Below are 20886 nucleotides of genomic sequence, written 5' to 3' on the forward strand. Positions count from 1 at the left end.
AGGTTCAATATAGAGAGCTGAGGATGGTGGAATCTTAGCAAGAAGAAAATTAGTGAATGGGCCTTTGAGGAGCAAATCGAAATTAGTGTTAAAGTAGACTTTGCCGTGTATCGCACGTTATAGCGAAGAGGGTATGATAGTACCTGAAGATGAGGGGTGTATGGTATTTTACTATACACAAATTAGGTGGCAACGCGGATAATCTCCGTCCTATTAATATAGGACGGAGTTTTTATTTTGCAAAAAAATAAAGGTAGGTGAAAAATATGGTATGAAATTTAAAATCTAATGAAGATGAACCAATAGACTGGAAAAGATTAAATGATACAAATAAAAAAATTGGAGGTAATACAATGAGAACAAATACAAGAAAATTAGTTTTAAATTCAATACTTTTAGCAATGGGATTATTGCTACATCAAATTACACCTACATTAGGATTGCCGATTCAGCCAGATATGGCATTAGCAATGTTATTTACTATAATGGTATTAAATAAAGAGGATTATAAAAGTTGCTTGGTAGCAGGTATAGTTACAGGAATTTTTACTGCATTAACTACTAAATTTCCAGCAGGGCAAGTACCTAATATAATTGACAAAGTGGTAACTGTAAATATTGTTTATTTTATTATGATTTGTATATATAATTTACCATTTATAAAGAAAATAGAAAATCACAAACAAGATATTATAATATCTGCAATAATATTACCAATAGGAACTTTTATAAGTGGATGTATATTTTTGCTATCTGCACAAATTTTAGTTGGACTTCCGGGTTCATTTGCAAGTTTATTTATGGTTGCTGTATTACCAGCAATTGTTATGAATTTAGTAGCAGGTATGTTTTTATTTAAAATAATAAACTTATCAATAAATAGAATGAGTTATAAAAGAGTAAAGAGCAAATAATAGAATCAGAATTAAAAAACCAATATACCAAAGGAGAAACAAATGGATGACAAGAAGAACTTACTACTAAAAGGGAATATAAATAGCATATTTTATAAATATTTATTTAATAGCGTTTTAGGTATGTTGGCAGTATCCTTTTGTATACTAGTAGACACTATGTTTATAGGAAGAGGTATAGGAAGTGAAGGACTAGCGGCACTAAATATATGTATACCTATATTTAATGTATTCAATGGTATAGGTTTATTATTTGGTATGGGAGGAGCAACAGCACTTAGCATAAGTATAGGAAAAGGTGAAATAGAAGAATCTAAAAAAATTTTTAGTCAAACCATATTAATAGCTATAATAGTAGGTATAACGATATCTGTTTTAGGAGTAATATTTACTGAGAATATAGGTTATATATTAGGTGCAGATGAAAAAACGATATATTTAGTAAAAGAGTATTTAAGTGGAGTATTATTTTTAAGCTTTAGTTATGTATTATCCCATACGTTATCTTCCTTTGTAAGAAATGATCATAACCCAAAACTTGCAATGCTTGCAACATCAACAGGCGGTATACTAAATATAATATTAGACTACTTATTTATATTTGAATTTGGAATGGGTATGAAAGGTGCTGCTCTTGCAACTTCAATTTCATCTGTTATAAATATTTTAATATTATCTACTCATTTTTTAGGAAAAAAGTGTACTTTAAAGTTTGTAAAATTCAAATTGAATTCAAGTAGATTATTTAGAACTTTGGGTAATGGAGCACCAAGTTTTATTATAGAAGTATCCTCGGGAATAGTTATATTTATATTCAATTTAGCGCTATTAGAAATGATAGGGGATATTGGAGTAAGTGCCTATAGTATAATTGCAAATGTAGCTTTAGTAGTAGCAGCTATATTTACGGGTATATCTCAAGCAATACAACCTATAATAAGTATAAACTTTGGAGCCAATCAACACGATAGAGTTGAAAAAGTAAGAAAAATGGCCTTAACTGTAGCCTTTATTATAGGAACAATATTCTACTTGATTGGTTTAATTTTTCCAACAATAATAGTTAAAATATTTACTACTGAAACTGGTCAAATATTAGATATAACAGTAAATGCGATTAAATATTATTTTATAGCATTTACTGTTATGGGATTAAATATTGTAATGGGATCTTATTACCAATCTAGGGAATATATAGTAGCATCAAATATTATATCACTTGGAAGAGGATTAATATTTTTAATGATAGGTGTGTTTATATTACCTAGAATATTTGGAGTAAATGGGATATGGTTAAGCTCTGTATTTGCTGAAGTTGTTACTTTCTTGAGTACTCAATTGTACATTAGGTTCAAAGAAAGTAAAAATAATGAAATTCATAAACTTTAAAATAAATATTTATTAATAAAAATTTTCATATTTAATATTAACCAAAAAATGTAACTTAAAAATAATGTTATTTTTAGTTAAATAGACAAATAATATTAATATAATACATGACATTTAATAAGGAGAATTGCTATGATAAAATATTTGGTAAAGAAAAAAGTACAAAAAGAAGCAGAAGAAAAAGGAAAGAAAGCGATCATATATGCAGGAGCGATTATGACAGGAGTAGGAGTATATTTTTCTTACAAAGCAATACAAAATCATAGACAAAAAAAGTATATAGACGATTTAAATTACTTAAGTTTTGAGGAATATGATGCAGAAAAGCATGAAGAAAAAGAAGATGATGAATTAGAAAAAATAGTTAAAGAATTTAATTCAAATAGAATAAGTTGTGAAAATTGTACAGATGTACCCCAAGAAGAAATGATTAAATATGCAAATACTATAAAGGATAGTAAAGAGGATATAGATATAAAAGAGGAAGATTACAAAGAAGAACCTTATGAAGAGTATGAATATATTGAAGATGATTTAAATAAGGAAAATTAATTAATATAAAGAAATTATTAAAACAAAAGAAGTCTTATGACTTCTTTTGTTTTAATTTAAAAAAATATTTTTACGGAAAAATATTTTTTCAAATTAAAACAAATGGTGGATAATGTGAAAAAACTATATTATACTTATGTTAAGAAAGTGTTAAATTTCAATTAAATATTTCGGGAGGGGTAATTTTGACTAAGGGAAAACAAAGAGCAAATAGAAAAGCAACCTTAGTAGAAGCATTAATACCAATAGCATTTTTAATAGTAGTATTAGCAATATCTTTAGTAAAGTTAGATGCAGATCCACATATACCACTTATATTAGGTGCTACAGTGGCTGGAGCAGTAGGTATACTTAGACTTAGGTTTGCATGGAGAGAACTTGAAGAAGGTGTACTTGAAACTATAAAAATGGCAATGCAAGCAATACTTATTCTTATGGTAGTAGGCACTTTAATAGGAACTTGGATATTAAGTGGAACAGTACCAGCAATGATTTATTGGGGATTAGGTATATTATCACCAGGAATATTCTTAGTAGCAACAGCATTAATAAGTGCAATAGTATCATTAGCAACAGGATCATCGTGGACTACAGCAGGAACAGTAGGGATAGCACTTATAGGAATAGGACAAGGATTAGGAATACCTGCTCCAATGGTAGCAGGGGCAATAATATCAGGAGCATATTTTGGAGACAAAATGTCACCACTATCAGATACAACAAATCTAGCACCAGCAATGGCAGGGACAACTCTTTTTGAACACATAAAACATATGACATATACAACAGGTCCAGCATTTTTAATATCACTTGTAATATACGGTTTTATTGGTATGAAATATGCAGGTCAAGAATTAGACATAGCTCAAATTTCACTTATAAAAGATACTTTAGCAGGATCATTTAATACATTATCACCAGTTCTTTTAGTACCACCAGTATTAGTTATTTTAATGGTAGTATTTAAAATGCCAGCTTTACCAGGACTTATAATAGGTTCTTTACTGGGAGGTATTTTTGCAGCTGTATTCCAAGGCGCAGATTTAGCATCAATAATAAATGCAGCTCATTTTGGATTTGTTTCGGAAACTGGAGTAGTAGCAGTGGATGAATTGTTAACTCGTGGTGGATTAGACGGAATGATGTGGACCGTTTCTCTTATACTTTGTGCATTGACATTTGGAGGTATATTAGAAAAAACAGGGATGTTAGAGGCTATAGCTAATTTTATTTTATCTCTTGCAAAGGGAACTTTTGGTTTAGTCTTTGCAACAATAGCATCTTGCTTATTTGTTAATTTAGTTACAGGAGAGCAATATTTATCATTAGTTTTACCGGGTAGAATGTATAAAGATGAATATAGAAAACAAAGACTGCATCCAAAGAACCTATCAAGAGCACTAGAAGATAGTGGAACATTACTTTCACCACTTATTCCATGGAATACATGTGGAGCATATATGGCGGTTACGCTAGGGGTTAGTCCATTAGCATATTTACCATTTGCATTCTTAAATTTAATCAATCCATTAATATCGTTATTATATGCAGCAACAGGAATAACAATGGAAAAATTACCAGAAGAAGAGTTAAATAGTATAGAAGATAATAAAATTGAAAATACAAATTAATAAGTTAAATAAAAAAGATAATTATATAATAAAAAAGATGTTAATTTTCATATTAACATCTTTTTTTTGTAAGATTATAATAAATTAAGATATAAAATAAGTTTATTTATCATAAAAAGTCTATTTTTTATTAAAGAAATTTTATCATAAAAGGACTATAATTAGTATTAATTAACTATATAAAAAGTAAGATTAAATATAGGGGGGAATAAATTTATGTCCAAAATCAGAACTAAAAGAAAAGCAACATTAATTGAAGCAATAATACCTTTATTATTTTTAATTGTTGTTTTGGCAGTATCTCTAATAAAATTAGATGCTGAGCCTCAAATCCCATTAATGATAGGAGCTATTTTTGCAGCAGTAGTAGGTGTTTATAGACTTGGATTTACATGGGGGGAGCTAGAAGAAGGAATACTTGAAACGATAAAAATGGCAATGCAAGCAATATTAATACTTATGGTAGTGGGTACACTAATAGGAACATGGATATTAAGTGGAACAGTACCTGCCATGATCTATTGGGGATTAGAAATATTATCTCCAGGTATATTTCTTGTAGCAACAACAATAATTTGTAGTATAGTATCATTAGCAACAGGGTCATCGTGGACAACAGCAGGAACAGTAGGTATAGCACTTATAGGAATAGGACAAGGTCTAGGAATTCCAGCACCAATGGTAGCAGGAGCTATTATATCAGGAGCATATTTTGGAGATAAAATGTCTCCATTATCAGATACAACCAATCTAGCACCAGCAATGGCTGGAACTACATTGTTTGAACACGTAAAACATATGATATATACAACAGGTCCATCACTTTTAATAGCACTAGTTTTATATGGAATAATAGGTATGAGATATGCAGGAAAAGAATTAGATATTACTCAAATAAATTTAATAAAGACTAGTTTAGAAGGTTCATTTAATACTTTATCACCAGTACTTTTAATACCGCCAGTTATTGTAATCCTAATGGTTGTAATGAAAGCGCCAGCAATACCAGGATTAATAGTAGGAACATTATTAGGTGGAATATTTGCAATGATATTCCAAGGTTCATCAATAGGAGATGTTATAGGTGCGGCTCATTACGGGTTTGTATCAGAAACTGGAGTAGAAGCAGTAGATACGTTATTAACTAGAGGTGGTCTTAGCAGTATGATGTGGACAGTATCTTTAATATTGTGTGCGTTATCTCTAGGTGGGATACTTGAGAAAACAGGAATGTTAGAAGCTATAGCAAATGGTCTTCTGAGTATTGCCAAAGGAAGATTTGGTCTAGTATTATCTACTATAGTTTCTTGTATATTTGTTAACTTAGTTACAGGAGAACAATATTTATCTATAGTACTGCCTGGAAGAATGTATAAAGATGAATATAGAAAGATGGGATTACACCCTAAAAATTTATCAAGGGCACTTGAAGATAGTGGAACTTTGACTTCACCACTTATTCCATGGAATACATGTGGAGCATATATGTTCGCAACACTAGGTGTAAGTCCATTAGCATATTTACCATTTGCATTCTTAAATTTAATAAATCCACTTGTCTCATTATTCTATGCAGCCACAGGAATAACAATGGAAAAATTACCAGAAGAAGATTTAGAAAAAGGTGGAATATAAATTAATAAAATATAATAATTAAACTACATAATAAATAGCTTAGCCAGATTGAAAAATTAGCTAAGCTATTTATTGTATAGAAAAATTTATATTAAAGTAATATAAATATGTAAATTTTAAAAAATAAATAGATTAGAAATTATTTTAATATGTTCATTCAATATACTAAATCCTATAAAGATTAATAAACAACCTCCTAGTATTTGAGCAAATTTTTTAAATAAAGAACCAATTTGTTTTCCTATTAACACACCCATAAAACAAACCAAGAAAGTAATTACCGCGATAGCTATACATACTGGAACAATATCAATATTTAAAAAAGCAAAACTTACTCCTACAGCTAAAGCATCAATGCTAGTAGCTATAGATAAAATAACTAATTCTTTATTACCTAAAGTAGCAGAGGATTTTTCCTGTGAATCATTCTCTTTAGACTCGAGTATCATTTTAAAACCAATTAAGCTAAGTAAAATAAAAGCAATCCAATGATCTATAGATTTTATGTATATTTCAAATCTTGTACCAAATATCCAACCGATTAATGGCATAATACCTTGAAATAATCCGAAAAATAAAGCTATTTTAGATGCAATATAAAAATTTATTTTTTGTAAACTAATTCCCTTTGTTACAGAAACAGCGAAAGCATCCATAGAAAGAGAAAAAGCAGTAACTATAATGCTAAAAATACTCATATTGAAACCTCCATAATAAATTTAAAAAATGTATCAATAATAATATTTTATAGCAAATTAGATAAAAATATTCCACATATTAAATTTGTACGAAAGCTAATTATATTTTATATATTACTATTTTTTAGATAAAAATAAGATTTTACACTTAAATAAAATACAAATGCTTCTTTGAAAATTTTTAAATCAAGATTAAGCATTTCTTTTATTTTTTCTAAGCGATATATTAAGGTGTTTCTATGTAAAAATAAAGAGTTAGAGGTTTTTGAAATATTAAGGCCATTCTCTATAAAATTAACCCCTGTATATAATAAGCTATCGTCCATATTATTTAAAATATCAAAATTAACTAAATTAGAAAAACTAAAGTCTTTATTAACTAAATCAATAGTTTTATATATTATTAAGTCATGTAAATCAATATACTTTCCAATGCTATTATCTTTAATTATAATAGAAAAAAGCTCATCAATTATCTTTGTTTTAAAATCTAAAGAATGTTTATTCTCTACTTTATCTAAGTAGATTATATAAGTGTTACGATATGTTTCAGTTTCAATTATATCAGGTGTAGAACTATTAATTTCTAACTTTTTTGCTGATATTAATAGGGTATATTTATTATAACTAATTACTTCAACATCTTCATACAAGTTATAAAGAACATCTTGAAGAGAAGTACAGTCTAAATCATGTTGATAAAATAAATAAGCATACCCATTTATATTGCTTACACTACTATCTTTAATAAATTCTATTACATAAGTCAAATTATTAAATGTAACTAAACTTTGATTAGTATTTAAAGCTTCGTTGTTGTATTTAAAAATATTGATTTTTTTATTAGTTTCTTTTTCAAAAAATTTAATTAAATCTTGCATAGTCCCCCCCTAGAAGCAGATAAATTTAAAAAAGTAAGATGATTTTATTCATCTTACTTTTAATATATCATTAAATACTATAAATGTAATAGGCTAATTTATAAAACGTTCAATTATAAAGATGGATTTTCAACTGTAGAATATCTTATAGCTTGTTCTGTCTCTTTGTCAAATATATGTATTCTGTGTTTGTCCATAGCAAGTTTTAATTTATCTCCCATATTTAATTTATATCTACCATCAAATCTAGCAGTTATAGGGTATTTTCCAGCCTTAAGGTAAGCGTAAATTTCAGCACCCATAAGCTCGCTTATTTCTACTTCAGCTTCAAAAGTACTATCTAAGCTATTGTCTATAAATACATCTTCTATATGTATATCTTCAGGTCTTATTCCAAGTATAACTTCTTTTCCTACATAGTTTTGCTCAACTAGAATTTCAAAGTCACCTTTGTTTAAGTTTATAGACATAATATTATTCTCTGCGAATATTTCTCCATTTTTTTCAACTATAGTAACATCTACAAAGTTCATTTGTGGAGCTCCCATAAATCCGGCAACGAATAGATTGTTCGGTCTATCGTATATTTCTTGTGGAGTAGCTATTTGTTGAACAATACCGTCCTTCATACAAACTATTCTATCAGCCATTGTCATAGCTTCAACTTGGTCATGAGTTACGTATATAAAAGTAGTACCAAGAGATTTATGTAATTTAGTTATTTCGGTTCTCATAGCTGTTCTAAGTTTTGCATCTAAGTTTGATAAAGGTTCATCCATTAAGAATACCTTTGGATTTCTAACGATAGCACGACCAAGTGCAACCCTTTGTCTTTGTCCTCCAGATAAAGCCTTAGGCTTTCTATCTAATACTTTTTCTAAGTCTAGTATTCTTGCAGCTTCTCTTACTTTAGCATCTATTTCATCTTTAGGTAGTTTTCTTAATTTAAGAGCAAATGCCATATTATCATATACTGATAGGTGTGGATATAATGCATAGTTTTGGAAAACCATTGCTATATCTCTATCTTTAGGATCTACATCATTTACTAATCTATCTCCTATGAATAATTCACCAGAGCTTATATCTTCAAGACCTGCTATCATTCTTAGTGTAGTTGATTTACCACAACCAGATGGACCAACTAAAACTACAAATTCTTTATCTTGTATATCAATATTTACTTTTTTAACTGCCTCAAAACCATTGTCGTATGACTTGCATATATCTTTTAAAATTACTTCTGACATAATAATTCTCCCCCTTTTATAAATGTTTTCTTGTTTGACTTGTTAATTAAATACTAACAGAAAAATGTTTTCCTTGGAATGTTTAAAATGACTAAAAGTATTCATATAAAGTAACCAAAAAAATGAAAAAATTTTATAATTATAAAGTAGTATATTAAATAAGATAAATTTTAGTTGTAAAATTGAAAAATACATATAATTTTTATTTTATTATTACATTTTGATTGTAATTTGATATTATATTGATATACGATATATCGAGATACGATAGATATATATTAACTAATATAAATATTTACTATAATAAATTTATAAAATTGTATAAGGGGGATTCTATGATTGAAGTAAATGAACTTTGTAAAACTTTTACTCGGGTAGTAAAAGATGATAGCAATAAAAAAAATAAAAAATTAAAAACTAAAAAAGAAGAATTTTTAGCTGTAAATAATGTTAGTTTTACAGCTAAAGAAGGCGAAATATTAGGGATATTAGGTCCCAATGGAGCAGGGAAAACTACATTACTAAGAATGCTAGGAGGAATACTTACACCTACCTCTGGTAGTATTAAAGTAGGAGAGCATGATTATGCAGTAAATCAAAATACTGCTAAAAAACATATAGGATACTTATCAGGAAATACAAAGTTATATGGAAGGCTTTCGCCAAGAGAATTATTAATAACGTTCGCAAACTTATATGAAATGCCCAAGTATGAAATTGAAAAATCCTTAGAAGAAATAATTAAAGTAATGGATATGGAAAAATTTATAGACAATCGTATTGAAAACTTATCAACAGGACAAACACAGCGTACATCTATAGCTAGATGCCTTATTCACTCACCAAAGGTATATATATTTGACGAGCCTACATTAGGACTAGACGTATTGAGTAGCAAATCTATAATTGAGTTTATGAAGAATGAAAAGAAAAAAGGAAAAACGGTATTATATTCAACACACTATATGGAAGAAGCGGAGACTTTATGTGACAAAATAATAATGATTCATCAAGGTGAAATAATAGCTTATGGAACTTCAAAAAGCTTAAAAGAAAAGACGAATACAGACAATTTAAGAGATGCATTTATAAATCTTGCAAGTGAAAGGTGGGATTTAGGTGAGAAGTAAAATCGTAAAATATATATTTAAAAAAGAAATGACGGATATATTAAGAGATAAAAAAACCTTATTTATGATGATTATTTTGCCTATTATTTTATATCCAGTTCTTATGATATTGGCAACACAAGCAATGACTACATCATTAAATAATATGAATCAAAAAGAAATAAATATAGCCTTCAGTTCAAAACCAAATCAAAACTTACAACAGGTGTTTGATGAAAGTATATTAAATAGTAAAAAAAATGAAGGTAAATTAAATATTGTAAAAGTTGATAACTATAAAAAAGCGTTAGAAGAAAATAAAATTGACGCATATATAAATATTGAAGAAGCTACAAAATACAAAGTATATTCAAATTCTTCCAAAGAAAATTATAACCTTGTGAATAATAGAGTAGAAGAAATTCTAAAAAAATATAAGGAAAATTTAGTAGAAGAAAAAATAAAGAGCGCTGGATTAAATATACAAAATACATTAAAACCAATGTCTTATCAAACAATAGATACCGCTAAAAATGAAGAAATAGCTGGTAACTTATTAGGTCAAATATTACCATGTATATTAATAATAGGAGTATTATTGGGGGCGATATATCCAGCTATAGATGTTATGGCAGGTGAAAAAGAAAGAGGAACTCTAGAAACTTTATTTACTTTACCTATAACAAATTTAGAGTTAGTCATGGGGAAATATATGGCAGTATCCTTAAGTGCTATAGTCACAGCAGTATTAAATATGTTATCTATATTTTTAACTATGGTATTTTTAATAACAACAAGTGGATTAGCAGGGGAGCTAGGAATGGAAGGCTTTAGTATTAATGAATTAATATTTCCTGGAATAATTACTATGATTTGTATATGTTTATTTGCGATGGTAGTGTCAGCTATAAGTATGTGTGTATGCTCTCTAGCTAAAAGTTTTAAGGATGCACAAAATTATATAACTCCATTAATGTTAATCGTTATGATACCTGGTTATGCGTCAATGATACCAAGTGTGGTATTAGATAAATTTACGGCTACAATACCAGTTGTAAATATTTCTTTATTAATAAAAAGTGTATTATCTTTTAAAAGTGACTTAGGATTAATATCATTAGTTTTAGTGTCTAATTTAGCTTTTGTAATTTTATCAGTATACTTATTATCTAAAATGTTTAATTCAGAAGAAATATTATTTGGAAATAGTAAAAGTTTTTCTTTTTTAGAAAAAAGAGCAAATATAAAGGTAGGAACTATGCCTAGTGTAAGTGATGGAGTAGTCTTATATGCAATAGGATTAGTTTTGCTTATTTATGTAGGAACTATAATACAGATGAAATATGAAATGACAGGTATAGCAATTACTCAAGTGATGATTATAGCCTTACCGTTATTATTTGCAGCTTATATAAAAACTAATTTTAAAGAAACCTTCAGTTTAAAAGTTCCTAAGCTAAAACATCTTTTAGGTGGAGCTATACTATGGATGGGTGGATATATAATAGTAATTATAATTAGTCAGTTGATATTATATTTATTCCCTCAAAATATGGAGGTAGTAGAAGCGTTAAATGATACTCTGTTTATAAAAGAGAACTTTTTACTAAATTTATTTGTAATAGCTTGCATGCCAGCCATATGTGAAGAAATGTTCTTCAGAGGATTTGTATTTACTTCATTTAAAGTGAATAAAGGAAAAAAATCAGCGAAAGGTGCAATATTATTTAGCGCAATATTATTTGGATTTATGCACATAGATTTTATAAGAATAATACCAGTAAGTATATTGGGTGTTATACTAGCTTATAGTGTTTATAAGTCAGGATCTATATTTGTAGCTATGCTAATACACTTCTTAAATAATGGATTTGCTGTATTGATTAGCCATTATCCAAACAGCCAGTTATCACAAATATACAAATTTATAGAACTAGATTTTAATAATTTAGATTTATTAAATTTAATAGTTTTAATTATGGTAGCTGTAGTATTAGTTGGTATAGGAGTATTACTTTTTTCAACAAAGAAAAATAAAATAGATAACTTAGAAAATAATGCTTAATATATAATTATAGATATTAATTGAAATAAAAGCAATATTATAGACATAAACTTTAAAATAGTGTAAGATATATGGGACATAAGATTATTGAAGTTTTATGACGAAATATGGAGGTGGTTATCTATGCCTAAGTCTGAGAAAGCAGTAGAAGAAGTTACTAAAAATTTAGAACAATTACAGAATATAGATATTAGTAAGGTAGACGTTAGCAATTCAATTGATAAGTTAGTTGAATGGAGTGCAACAGGTTTATTTAAATTAGTAGTAGGATTTATAGTAATATCTATAGGATTTAAGATTATAAAAAGAGTAGTAAATCAGATTATAAAATTTTTAGAGAAAAGAGAAGTAGATATTACTTTATTAAAATTCTCAAGATCTCTTATATCAGCTGCTCTTAAAATTGCATTAGTTATGCCAGTATTAGGATATTGGGGAATAGATTTAACAGGTATAGCAGCATTAGTTGCATCAGCAGGGGTTGCTATAGGTTTAGCTCTTCAAGGTAGTTTATCTAACTTTGCAGGTGGATTTATAATTCTTTTAATTAGACCATTTAAAGTAGGAGACTATATAGAAACTACTGTATATGGTGGAGAAGTTGAGCAGATAGGTCTATTTTACACTACACTAAAAACAGTAGATAACAAGCAGGTATTAATACCAAATGGAATATTATCAAATGGAAGTCTAATAAATTATTCAGCAAATCCAACTAGAAGAGTTGATTTAATGTTTAGTGTTTCTTATGATAGTGATATACAGCATGTTAAAAATGTATTAGCAGATATAGTACACAATCATAAAATGATAATACAAGATCCTGAACCATTAATACGTATGAGTGCTCATAGTCCAAGTTCTATTGACTTTGCAGTTAGAGCGTGGTGTAACACAGAAGATTATTGGACAGTTCACTTTGATTTACTAGAAGAAGTGAAGGTTAGATTTGACAAGGAAAATATTGGTATACCTTATCCTCAAATGGATCTTCATGTAAGACAAATTAAATAGCAAACATTAAAAGACTAGATTATATTAAAATTAATCTAGTCTTTATTACGTATTAAAGAAACTATATTACCTTGAAAAATATGAATAAGTAGTTACAATTATGTAATACCAATAAACTTAACGAAAGTAAAAAAGTAATATTTATGGAACAATATAAAAAAAATAATAAATTTATGGAATAAATAATGTATACTATAAATTATAAATATATATAAGGAGACAAGATGAATGGAGTATATTCAAGAGTTATTTTATTTAGCACATGACTACTGGATTCTTACTTTGTTAGTAGGTTTTCTAAGCTGTTTTATTGAAAGTTTTTTACCTATGTTGCCTCTTGTAGCTATTGTAAGTGCTAATGCATTTATATTTGGCCTATGGGGAGGGCTTTTTTTATCATGGATAGGTTCAGGGTTGGGAACTATATCATTGTTTTTACTAGCAAGTAAATTTAGTGACTGTAAACTTGTAGACAAGTTAAGAAATGGTAAAATGAACGGCATTATAAAATGGCTTCATAAGCAAGGATTTAAATTATTATTTATTGCTTATTCATGTCCATTTATACCAGGTTTTTTAGTTACATTAGGATGTGCATTATGCAAAAGAGATTTGAAAAGTTTTGCACCAGCAATGCTATCTGGTAAATTCGTAATGTTTTTAGCTGTAAGTTATCCAACTAGTGATATAAAAGGGTTTTTAAGTAGTCCTATAAAAATAGCTATATTTGTAGGTTTAGTTTTATTATCATGGAAGATAGGAAATAGAGTTAACACAAGACTAGAAGACCATAATGACAATGATAAAATAGAAGGAATTACAGAAATAAAAGACAATTAACGATTATAAATATATTACCCTATATAATTTAATGGTTAATTGTCTTTTATTATCAGAGTAATATATAAAATCTGTATCCTATAAGAAATATAAATATAAAATTTAAAGCCTTATAGATAATTTTTTCTGATTTAGAGCTAGTTTTAATAGGCAATATAGAAAAATTAATAGTAACTGGATAAAAAAGTTCTATGCCTTCTTTAGTAATTAAATCTAAACATAAGTGAGACAGATATCCGACTAGAAATCCGCTAGAAATACATATGAAAGTGATATTATTATCGGTAGCTTTAACTAAAATATCGAATAAATAGGATAAAAGATATAAAAATAGCAAGCTATGAGTAAAACTTCGATGTCTAAATTTAGATCCAAATAGTTTATATAATAGGGGATGAGCCTTGCTTATATATGAGTTTTTTAAATCTATATCTGGAAATAAACACCCTGCATATGAAAAATACAAATATACTAAGACTAAGATTAATTTATATAAAACATCATAGTTATTTAAAAAATTATTATCAACAAAGGGTAGAGCAAGAAGTGCAAATATGTAACTACCCTTTGCATGAGTTTCTTTTACCATAGTACCTCCTAAGGATGATATAAATATTGTCTAATATATGGTTTAAGCTAATTGTTTACATTATATATTAAATAATAATTTTTTACAAATTTCAAATTATTATTTTAAGGGATTAGTGTAATTAATTAAAGCTTTATCCCAGTTTATAACATGAAACCAATTGTCGATATAGTTACTTCTGTTATTTTGGTAACGTAAATAATAAGCATGTTCCCAAAGGTCAATTCCTATTATAGGATTAAATCCTAAAGTTATAGGGCTATCTTGGTTTGCAGTAGTAATTATAGATAAATTGCCTCCTTGATCAGAAACTAACCAAGCCCACCCAGAGCCAAATACATTTAAGCTGGCTTTTTTAAATTCTTCTTTAAAGTTATCTAAAGAACCAAAAGTTTTATTTATAGCTTCTTCAAGTCTGGCAGAAGGTATAGTTTTCTTTTGTGTCATTATATCAAAGAAAAATTCATGATTGTAAACTCCGCCACCATTATTTTTTACACTTTGAACAGCCTCCTTAGGTAAAGAATCTAAATTTGTTAGTAAATCATAGACCGTGCAATTATAAAGCTCAAGGTACTTTTCTAAAGTAGCATTAAGTTTTTCAACATAAGTTTTATAATGCTTGTTATGATGAATTATCATAGTTTCTTTGTCAATATACGGTTCAAGAGATCCATAGGTATAATTTAATTCTTTTGGTTCTATAGGCGTGAACTTAGGAGTTAAAGCAAAAGAATTAAAAATTGAACAAATAACTAATAAAGATACTAAAAGTGCTAATAATTTTTTATTCATAAAATCACCTCATAAATAGTATGTGAATATTCATGAAAAAAATTTATAAATATAAAAATTATATTTTATTAAAAAAACTTATAAATAAAAACAATAATAAAAAGGATAGAAAATCTCTATCCTTTTATGCTTTATATGGCGTTTTTAGACTTATTATCAGACTCTTTATATTTTATCAGATAATCATTCAATATAGCTCTTATTGCATTACCTATTGTTATATATGATTCATCATGTAAGTTTGCTAGTGAAACTCTAACTGACCAATCAGGCCCTGCAAATCCACTTCCACTAAGAAGTACTATACTATAATCTTTAGCTAGTTTGTATAAAATATCAACAGGAGAATAATTTTCTTTAATAAACTCTACGAAATCTTCACCTGAGTAAGTTCTAGCCCATTGCTCTATATCAAATTGAGTATAGTAGGCAGCATTATTTTCATTTTTTATTAGTGGAACATTTAATGCTTCGTATAATAGTTCTTGACGTTTGTTACAAATACTAATGTTAAGTGATTTATAATTATTCTCAGTGTCAATTAAAGCGAATGCTGAGAATAATGCCATTTGTACTTGTTGAGGAGTTGATAAACCTGCTGTGTGGTTAAGTGCAACTAATCTACTATCAGCAACTATTCTATCCATAAAGGATAAAGTAGAAGGGTTTAAACTCATATCTCCGTAACGCTTATTTAGTGATTTTTTTAGATTTTCATCTAAGTCACTAATTCTTTTATCAAATACATTATTTTCGTGTAAGGCCATTGTACCTAGTCTCCAACCAGTAACACCGAAATATTTTGAATAAGAATAAACACCAATGGTATTGTAAGGTAACTTTGCCATTAAAGATGTAAAATCATTTACAAAAGTCCCGTATACATCATCAGAAATAACCATTAAATCTTTATTATAGTTTTTTACAATATCTACAAGATTATTTGCAGAAGACTCATCAATTGCAATAGATGCTGGATTATTAGGATTAACAACAAATAAAGCTTTTATTGAAGTATCACAAAGCTTTTCTAATTCTTTTTTTGAATACTGCCAAGTATGATTTCCGTTTTCATCAACTTCATCTGCATTTATATTTATAACTTCAAAGTTGTAACGAGGTAAATGAGGTATTTCAAGATAAGGTGTAAAAATAGGAGTCATTAAAGCTATTTTATCACCTTTTCTTAATAGCTCATTAGCCATTAAAGAGTCAAATATATAACACATAGCTGCAGTAGCACCTTCTACTGCAAAAATATCTATTTTACCACCTGACTTAGTATCGTATTTCATTTCTTGAACTAAGTAATTATGAACTATTTTTTCTAAGTGAGGTAGCATTCTATCTGGAACTGGATAATTATCTCCGATTATACCATCTGCTAATTCATGGATAAAATCATCCCCATTAAACTTTAGCTCATTTATGCTGTAATCTATTATAGATTTTAATAGAGTAGCACCAGGCATATTTATATTTTTTTCAATATACTTATAAAAACGATCTTTTATACCATCCTTTTGAGGCATTCCAGCTAAATCTCCTAAATCCCAATTAAGTCTAGTTTCATTAACAGCAAACTGACCAAAAGTAAAAAAAGCTTCTCTAGGTGTGGCAGCAGTCCAGTTTGGATTTCCTCTACCAGCATCAAGAATTGAAGTGTTGTTTTTGCTAGAATGATATTGTGCTAAATCTATTAATTTATCCTTAAATTCAAAAGGACTTATTTTACCATACATCATTTTTAATTCTTTGTAGCTATAATTTTTCATAATAAAATTCTCCTAATTAAGTTAAATGATTTCGAATATTTTATAATATAATTATATACCAAAACAGCAAAAAGTAAATAATAAAAATTAAGTATTTTTACTAAACAGCCTAATAAAAAATAATTATAATACTAAATTTATTTAAAAAGTAAGTGTAAATATAATTTTATATTTAAAAAATAAAGTGTATATTTTATTATGAGCAATAAAAGTTTAAAATGAAAAGCTAAACAAATAAAAAAGAACTCAAGATGAGTTCTTTCCTAATTGAAAATGTGATAAAAGGATCTATTAAAATATGTATACTATAATTATTAAATTGATGAAACCCCCATAATTCCAGAAACTAAAATATCTAAATCAGCTCCTAAGAAATAACTATTAATATCTATAGTTGATAAAACTTTCTTTATACTAGATTCTTCATGCCTAATGCCAGACAGAATTTCTTCAACAAATGAAATATCACATTTGCCAAAAAAATCACCAAAAAATCTTATATCTTTTATAATACCTTTTTCAACATTAAGGTTAAACTCAATATTACCACCAGGATATTTTAATTCATTTAAAAGAGAATATTTAGGAGAATTTCCAAAGTTCCAATCCCAACAAATGTATTTTTCTTCAACTAATTTATTTATAACGTCTATATCAGAATCAGATAAAGTATAAGGAGTATTATCCTTATTTAATTCAGCTAGATAGCTCATTATTAAATCCTTAAATTCTAGGATGTTAATTTTAGTTTTTAGATGCTCGCTAATATTAGTAACACGGGACTTGACAGACTTAACACTTTTACCTTCAAATTTAATTGGTTTAACTTTTAAAGCATTTGATAAATCTGCTATTTGCGAAGAAAATAATAGTGTACCATGATGCATAACCTTATCTTTATAGTTATATTGAGCATTGCCAGAAAATTTTCTGCCGTCTATCAATAAATCGTTTCTTCCTGAAAACTCTGCGTTTACATCTAAAGTTTTTAGCAACTCTATTATAGGAGTAGTAAATCTTTTGAAATCACTAAAACTGTTATTGTTAGCAGATATAAAAGTGAAATTTATATTTCCTAAATCATGAAAAACTGCACCACCACCAGATTGTCTTCTAATTACAGGTATAGAGTGTTCTTTAACATATTCTAGATTTATTTCAGATAATGTATTTTGATTTTTACCAACTATTATAGATGGTTCATTTCTCCATAATATAAACATATCTTCGTTAAAATTTTTAAGTAGATATTCCTCCATAGCTAAGTTGAAATACGGATTAGTTTTGTTGTTGTAAATTAATAACATAAATTTTCCCCCTATTTGTCTATATAATATATTCGCTAATAGGATGGTAGCACACTGTAATAGGTTTATCAATTTACAATGAGAATATTATGCAGAAAAAAATAAAAATTGGTTAAAAAATAAAATATATTGCAAAATTCAAAATGTTAATATATACTAATAAATAACTTAAAGATTTAACAAATTTAACAAAAAGTGAATAAATTATAGGGTAGAGGCTGCGGTATTTATTATTACTAGTAACGAGGTAAGCACAATGACTTACTAGGAAAGGAATTATCGCCGAAGATTATAACTGATGCTTTAAGGTTATATGTCTGGGTATGCATAGAATATATGCATAACTGTCACAAACTTGTTTTGTGGTGAGCTACATTTAAGGAATTTTTTATTGTATAATTATTTAATATACAATTTTACTAGAGCCTTGAGTGTTAACTCAAGGCTCTTTTTATCTACCATAAAACCCTAAATACAAATAATATTCACGAAGAAAATAGGGGGAATTTATTATGAACAGAAAAAAAATAAGAATTACATTAATGGCAATAATGGTTTTATTACTGTCAACATCATTAACTTTTGCAGAAGGGGTAGATATAGCTCAAGTAAACTCTGAAAAATTTGGAATATTTACATTAATACCACCGTTAGTAGCAATAGTACTAGCATTCATAACTAAAAACGTAGTAGTATCTTTATTTATTGGGATTTTATCAGGAAGTTTTTTGATTAATTTTTCAGGTATAAATGTGTTGGGTACTTTAGTTGAAGCCTTTTTAGATTTAGTAAACAGAGCATTAGTGTCTTTATCAGACCCATGGAATGCAGGTATAATACTTCAAGTACTTGCAATAGGAGGAGTTATAAATCTTGTTGCAAAAATGGGTGGAGCGAAAGCTGTAGCAGAAGCACTTGCAAAAAGAGCAAAAACTGCTAGAGGAACTCAACTTATAACTTGGTTATTAGGGCTTTTAGTTTTCTTTGATGATTATGCAAATTCTCTAATAGTTGGTCCAATAATGAGACCGGTATCAGATAAAATGCAAATATCTAGAGAAAGATTAGCATTTATAATAGATGCAACGGCGGCACCAATAGCAGGACTTGCAATAATATCAACTTGGATAGGTCTTGAAGTTGGTCTTATAAATGATGCTTTTACAGGTATAGGAATTGAAGCAGATGCATTTGGTATATTTTTAAATACTATACCTTATAGATTTTATAACATATTAATATTAGCGTTTATAGTAATAACAGCTTTATTAATGAAAGATTTTGGACCGATGAGAAAAGCAGAGCTACAGGCTAGAAGTAATAAAAGTCAAAAGCATAAACTTTCAAAAGAATCATCTTTATCGCAAGATGACTTAGAACCAAAAGAAGGAATAAAATTAAGTATATGGAATGCTATTATACCAATAGGAACATTAATAGTAGCTGCATTAATATCATTCTATTACAGTGGATATTCATCAATAATGGGTGGAGAAGATACTACGTTGATACAATTATTTAATACTGCACCATATTCATTTGAGGCAATAAAGGAAGCATTTAGTGCATCTGATGCATCTATAGCGTTATTCCAATCAGCAATATTTGCTAGTATAGTAGCAATAGCTATGGCAGTAGGCAAAAAAATATTTACAGTATCAGAGGCAGTAGAAGTTTGGATAGATGGTATGAAAGGTTTAATAATAACAGGCGTTATATTAATCTTAGCATGGTCGCTAAGTTCAGTTATAAAAGAACTAGGAACAGCTAAATATATTATAAAGTTATTATCAGGTTCATTACCATACTACTTATTACCAAGTTTAATCTTTATATTAGGTGCTATAATATCTTTTTCAACAGGAACGGCTTATGGAACTATGGGAATCTTAATGCCATTAGCAGTGCCTCTAGCACACTCTATAAATCCAGAGATGTCATTTATAATAGTTAGTACAAGTGCAGTTTTAACAGGAGCTATATTTGGAGATCATTGCTCACCGATATCAGATACAACAATACTATCTTCAATGGGAGCAGGATGCAATCACATAGACCATGTAAAAACACAAATGCCGTATGCTTTATTTGTAGCAGTAATAACAGTAGTATTTGGTTATATACCAGCTGGATTTGGTTTACCAGCATATATTGTTTTACCAATTTCTTTAGTAGCTATATTCCTAGGAGTTCAAATATTAGGTAAGAGAGTAGATATTGAAGTTGATGAAAATGAGGTAGAAGTAGCTCAATAAATATCTAATAAATAGCATATTTAATATAATAAAAAAGAATAATAAACATAGCTTAATTGTATAATGAAATTGAACCAATAAAAATATAAAAAAAATCCATAGTAATCTTATCCTATGTTATTATTTAATCACCACAAAAAAACAATTACAAAAAAGGATATGGATACTATGGATAATAACAATAATA

General features: G+C 27.9%; 17 protein-coding genes and 1 riboswitch. Of the genes, 10 read left to right on the forward strand and 7 right to left on the reverse strand.

Annotated elements, in window-relative coordinates; all coding sequences use genetic code 11:
- Nucleotides 1–353: 353 nt before the first annotated feature.
- The 5 genes from ACRC03_RS14290 to nhaC (ACRC03_RS14310) all read left to right on the forward strand — a co-directional run bounded on the left by ACRC03_RS14290 (nucleotide 354) and on the right by nhaC (ACRC03_RS14310) (nucleotide 6121).
- Entirely contained in the window at nucleotides 354–914 is a 561-nt protein-coding gene (locus ACRC03_RS14290; RefSeq protein WP_438653258.1) for a tryptophan transporter, read from the forward strand.
- Nucleotides 915–956: 42 nt separating this feature from the next.
- Nucleotides 957–2303 (forward strand): MATE family efflux transporter, encoded by a 1347-nt coding sequence (locus ACRC03_RS14295; RefSeq protein WP_438653259.1) that lies wholly within the window; start codon nucleotides 957–959, stop codon nucleotides 2301–2303.
- A gap of 132 nt (nucleotides 2304–2435) precedes the next feature.
- The gene (locus ACRC03_RS14300; protein WP_438653260.1) at nucleotides 2436–2855 is read left to right on the forward strand and encodes a hypothetical protein; all 420 of its coding nucleotides are present in this window, start codon (nucleotides 2436–2438) and stop codon (nucleotides 2853–2855) included.
- Between the two features lie 185 nt (nucleotides 2856–3040).
- Nucleotides 3041–4486, forward strand: a complete 1446-nt coding sequence (gene nhaC / locus ACRC03_RS14305) for a Na+/H+ antiporter NhaC (protein ID WP_438653261.1) — start codon at nucleotides 3041–3043, stop codon at nucleotides 4484–4486.
- 216 nt (nucleotides 4487–4702) lie between these two features.
- Nucleotides 4703–6121: a Na+/H+ antiporter NhaC gene (gene nhaC, locus ACRC03_RS14310; protein ID WP_438653262.1), complete on the forward strand. Its 1419-nt coding sequence runs from the start codon at nucleotides 4703–4705 to the stop codon at nucleotides 6119–6121.
- 116 nt (nucleotides 6122–6237) lie between these two features.
- On the opposite strand, the gene ACRC03_RS14315 is transcribed toward nhaC (ACRC03_RS14310), so the two are convergent.
- The 3 genes from ACRC03_RS14315 to ACRC03_RS14325 all read right to left on the reverse strand — a co-directional run bounded on the left by ACRC03_RS14315 (nucleotide 6238) and on the right by ACRC03_RS14325 (nucleotide 8950).
- A complete protein-coding gene (locus ACRC03_RS14315) occupies nucleotides 6238–6819 on the reverse strand; it encodes a manganese efflux pump MntP (protein WP_438653263.1) in 582 nt (193 codons plus the stop codon).
- A 107-nt stretch (nucleotides 6820–6926) separates the two neighbouring features.
- Nucleotides 6927–7700 carry a PucR family transcriptional regulator gene (locus ACRC03_RS14320; RefSeq protein ID WP_438653264.1) on the reverse strand — a complete coding sequence of 258 codons (774 nt, stop codon included), beginning with the start codon at nucleotides 7698–7700 and terminating at the stop codon, nucleotides 6927–6929.
- 113 nt (nucleotides 7701–7813) lie between these two features.
- Nucleotides 7814–8950: an ABC transporter ATP-binding protein gene (locus ACRC03_RS14325; protein ID WP_438653265.1), complete on the reverse strand. Its 1137-nt coding sequence runs from the start codon at nucleotides 8948–8950 to the stop codon at nucleotides 7814–7816.
- Nucleotides 8951–9285: 335 nt separating this feature from the next.
- Here ACRC03_RS14325 and ACRC03_RS14330 point away from each other — a divergent pair, with 335 nt between their 5' ends.
- The 4 genes from ACRC03_RS14330 to ACRC03_RS14345 all read left to right on the forward strand — a co-directional run bounded on the left by ACRC03_RS14330 (nucleotide 9286) and on the right by ACRC03_RS14345 (nucleotide 13978).
- Nucleotides 9286–10080: an ABC transporter ATP-binding protein gene (locus ACRC03_RS14330; protein WP_438653266.1), complete on the forward strand. Its 795-nt coding sequence runs from the start codon at nucleotides 9286–9288 to the stop codon at nucleotides 10078–10080.
- The gene (locus tag ACRC03_RS14335) at nucleotides 10070–12124 is read left to right on the forward strand and encodes an ABC transporter permease subunit/CPBP intramembrane protease (RefSeq protein ID WP_438653267.1); all 2055 of its coding nucleotides are present in this window, start codon (nucleotides 10070–10072) and stop codon (nucleotides 12122–12124) included. Before ACRC03_RS14330 ends, ACRC03_RS14335 begins: the two co-directional genes overlap by 11 nt.
- 123 nt (nucleotides 12125–12247) lie before the next feature.
- Complete coding sequence (locus ACRC03_RS14340; RefSeq protein ID WP_438653268.1) at nucleotides 12248–13138, forward strand: mechanosensitive ion channel family protein; 891 nt, start codon at nucleotides 12248–12250, stop codon at nucleotides 13136–13138.
- Nucleotides 13139–13366: 228 nt separating this feature from the next.
- Complete coding sequence (locus tag ACRC03_RS14345) at nucleotides 13367–13978, forward strand: TVP38/TMEM64 family protein (protein WP_438653269.1); 612 nt, start codon at nucleotides 13367–13369, stop codon at nucleotides 13976–13978.
- A gap of 52 nt (nucleotides 13979–14030) precedes the next feature.
- Here ACRC03_RS14345 and ACRC03_RS14350 read toward each other — a convergent pair whose 3' ends face one another.
- From ACRC03_RS14350 to ACRC03_RS14365, 4 genes are all read right to left on the reverse strand, one after another.
- The gene (locus tag ACRC03_RS14350; RefSeq protein ID WP_438653270.1) at nucleotides 14031–14567 is read right to left on the reverse strand and encodes a metal-dependent hydrolase; all 537 of its coding nucleotides are present in this window, start codon (nucleotides 14565–14567) and stop codon (nucleotides 14031–14033) included.
- 99 nt (nucleotides 14568–14666) lie between these two features.
- The gene (locus ACRC03_RS14355; RefSeq protein ID WP_438653271.1) at nucleotides 14667–15362 is read right to left on the reverse strand and encodes a superoxide dismutase; all 696 of its coding nucleotides are present in this window, start codon (nucleotides 15360–15362) and stop codon (nucleotides 14667–14669) included.
- Between the two features lie 131 nt (nucleotides 15363–15493).
- On the reverse strand, nucleotides 15494–17137 hold the full coding sequence (gene aspD / locus ACRC03_RS14360) for an aspartate 4-decarboxylase (RefSeq protein ID WP_438653272.1): 1644 nt from the start codon (nucleotides 17135–17137) through the stop codon (nucleotides 15494–15496).
- 314 nt (nucleotides 17138–17451) lie between these two features.
- The gene (locus ACRC03_RS14365; protein ID WP_438653273.1) at nucleotides 17452–18444 is read right to left on the reverse strand and encodes a lipoate--protein ligase; all 993 of its coding nucleotides are present in this window, start codon (nucleotides 18442–18444) and stop codon (nucleotides 17452–17454) included.
- A gap of 204 nt (nucleotides 18445–18648) precedes the next feature.
- Nucleotides 18649–18825, forward strand: a riboswitch (Lysine riboswitch).
- Between the two features lie 131 nt (nucleotides 18826–18956).
- On the opposite strand from ACRC03_RS14365, the gene ACRC03_RS14370 reads away from it, so the two are divergent.
- Entirely contained in the window at nucleotides 18957–20699 is a 1743-nt protein-coding gene (locus tag ACRC03_RS14370) for a Na+/H+ antiporter NhaC family protein (protein ID WP_438653274.1), read from the forward strand.
- Nucleotides 20700–20886 lie beyond the last annotated feature (187 nt).

The sequence above is a fragment of the Romboutsia sp. genome, from assembly GCF_051659545.1.
In the GTDB taxonomy this organism is placed as follows: domain Bacteria; phylum Bacillota; class Clostridia; order Peptostreptococcales; family Peptostreptococcaceae; genus JBOFOR01.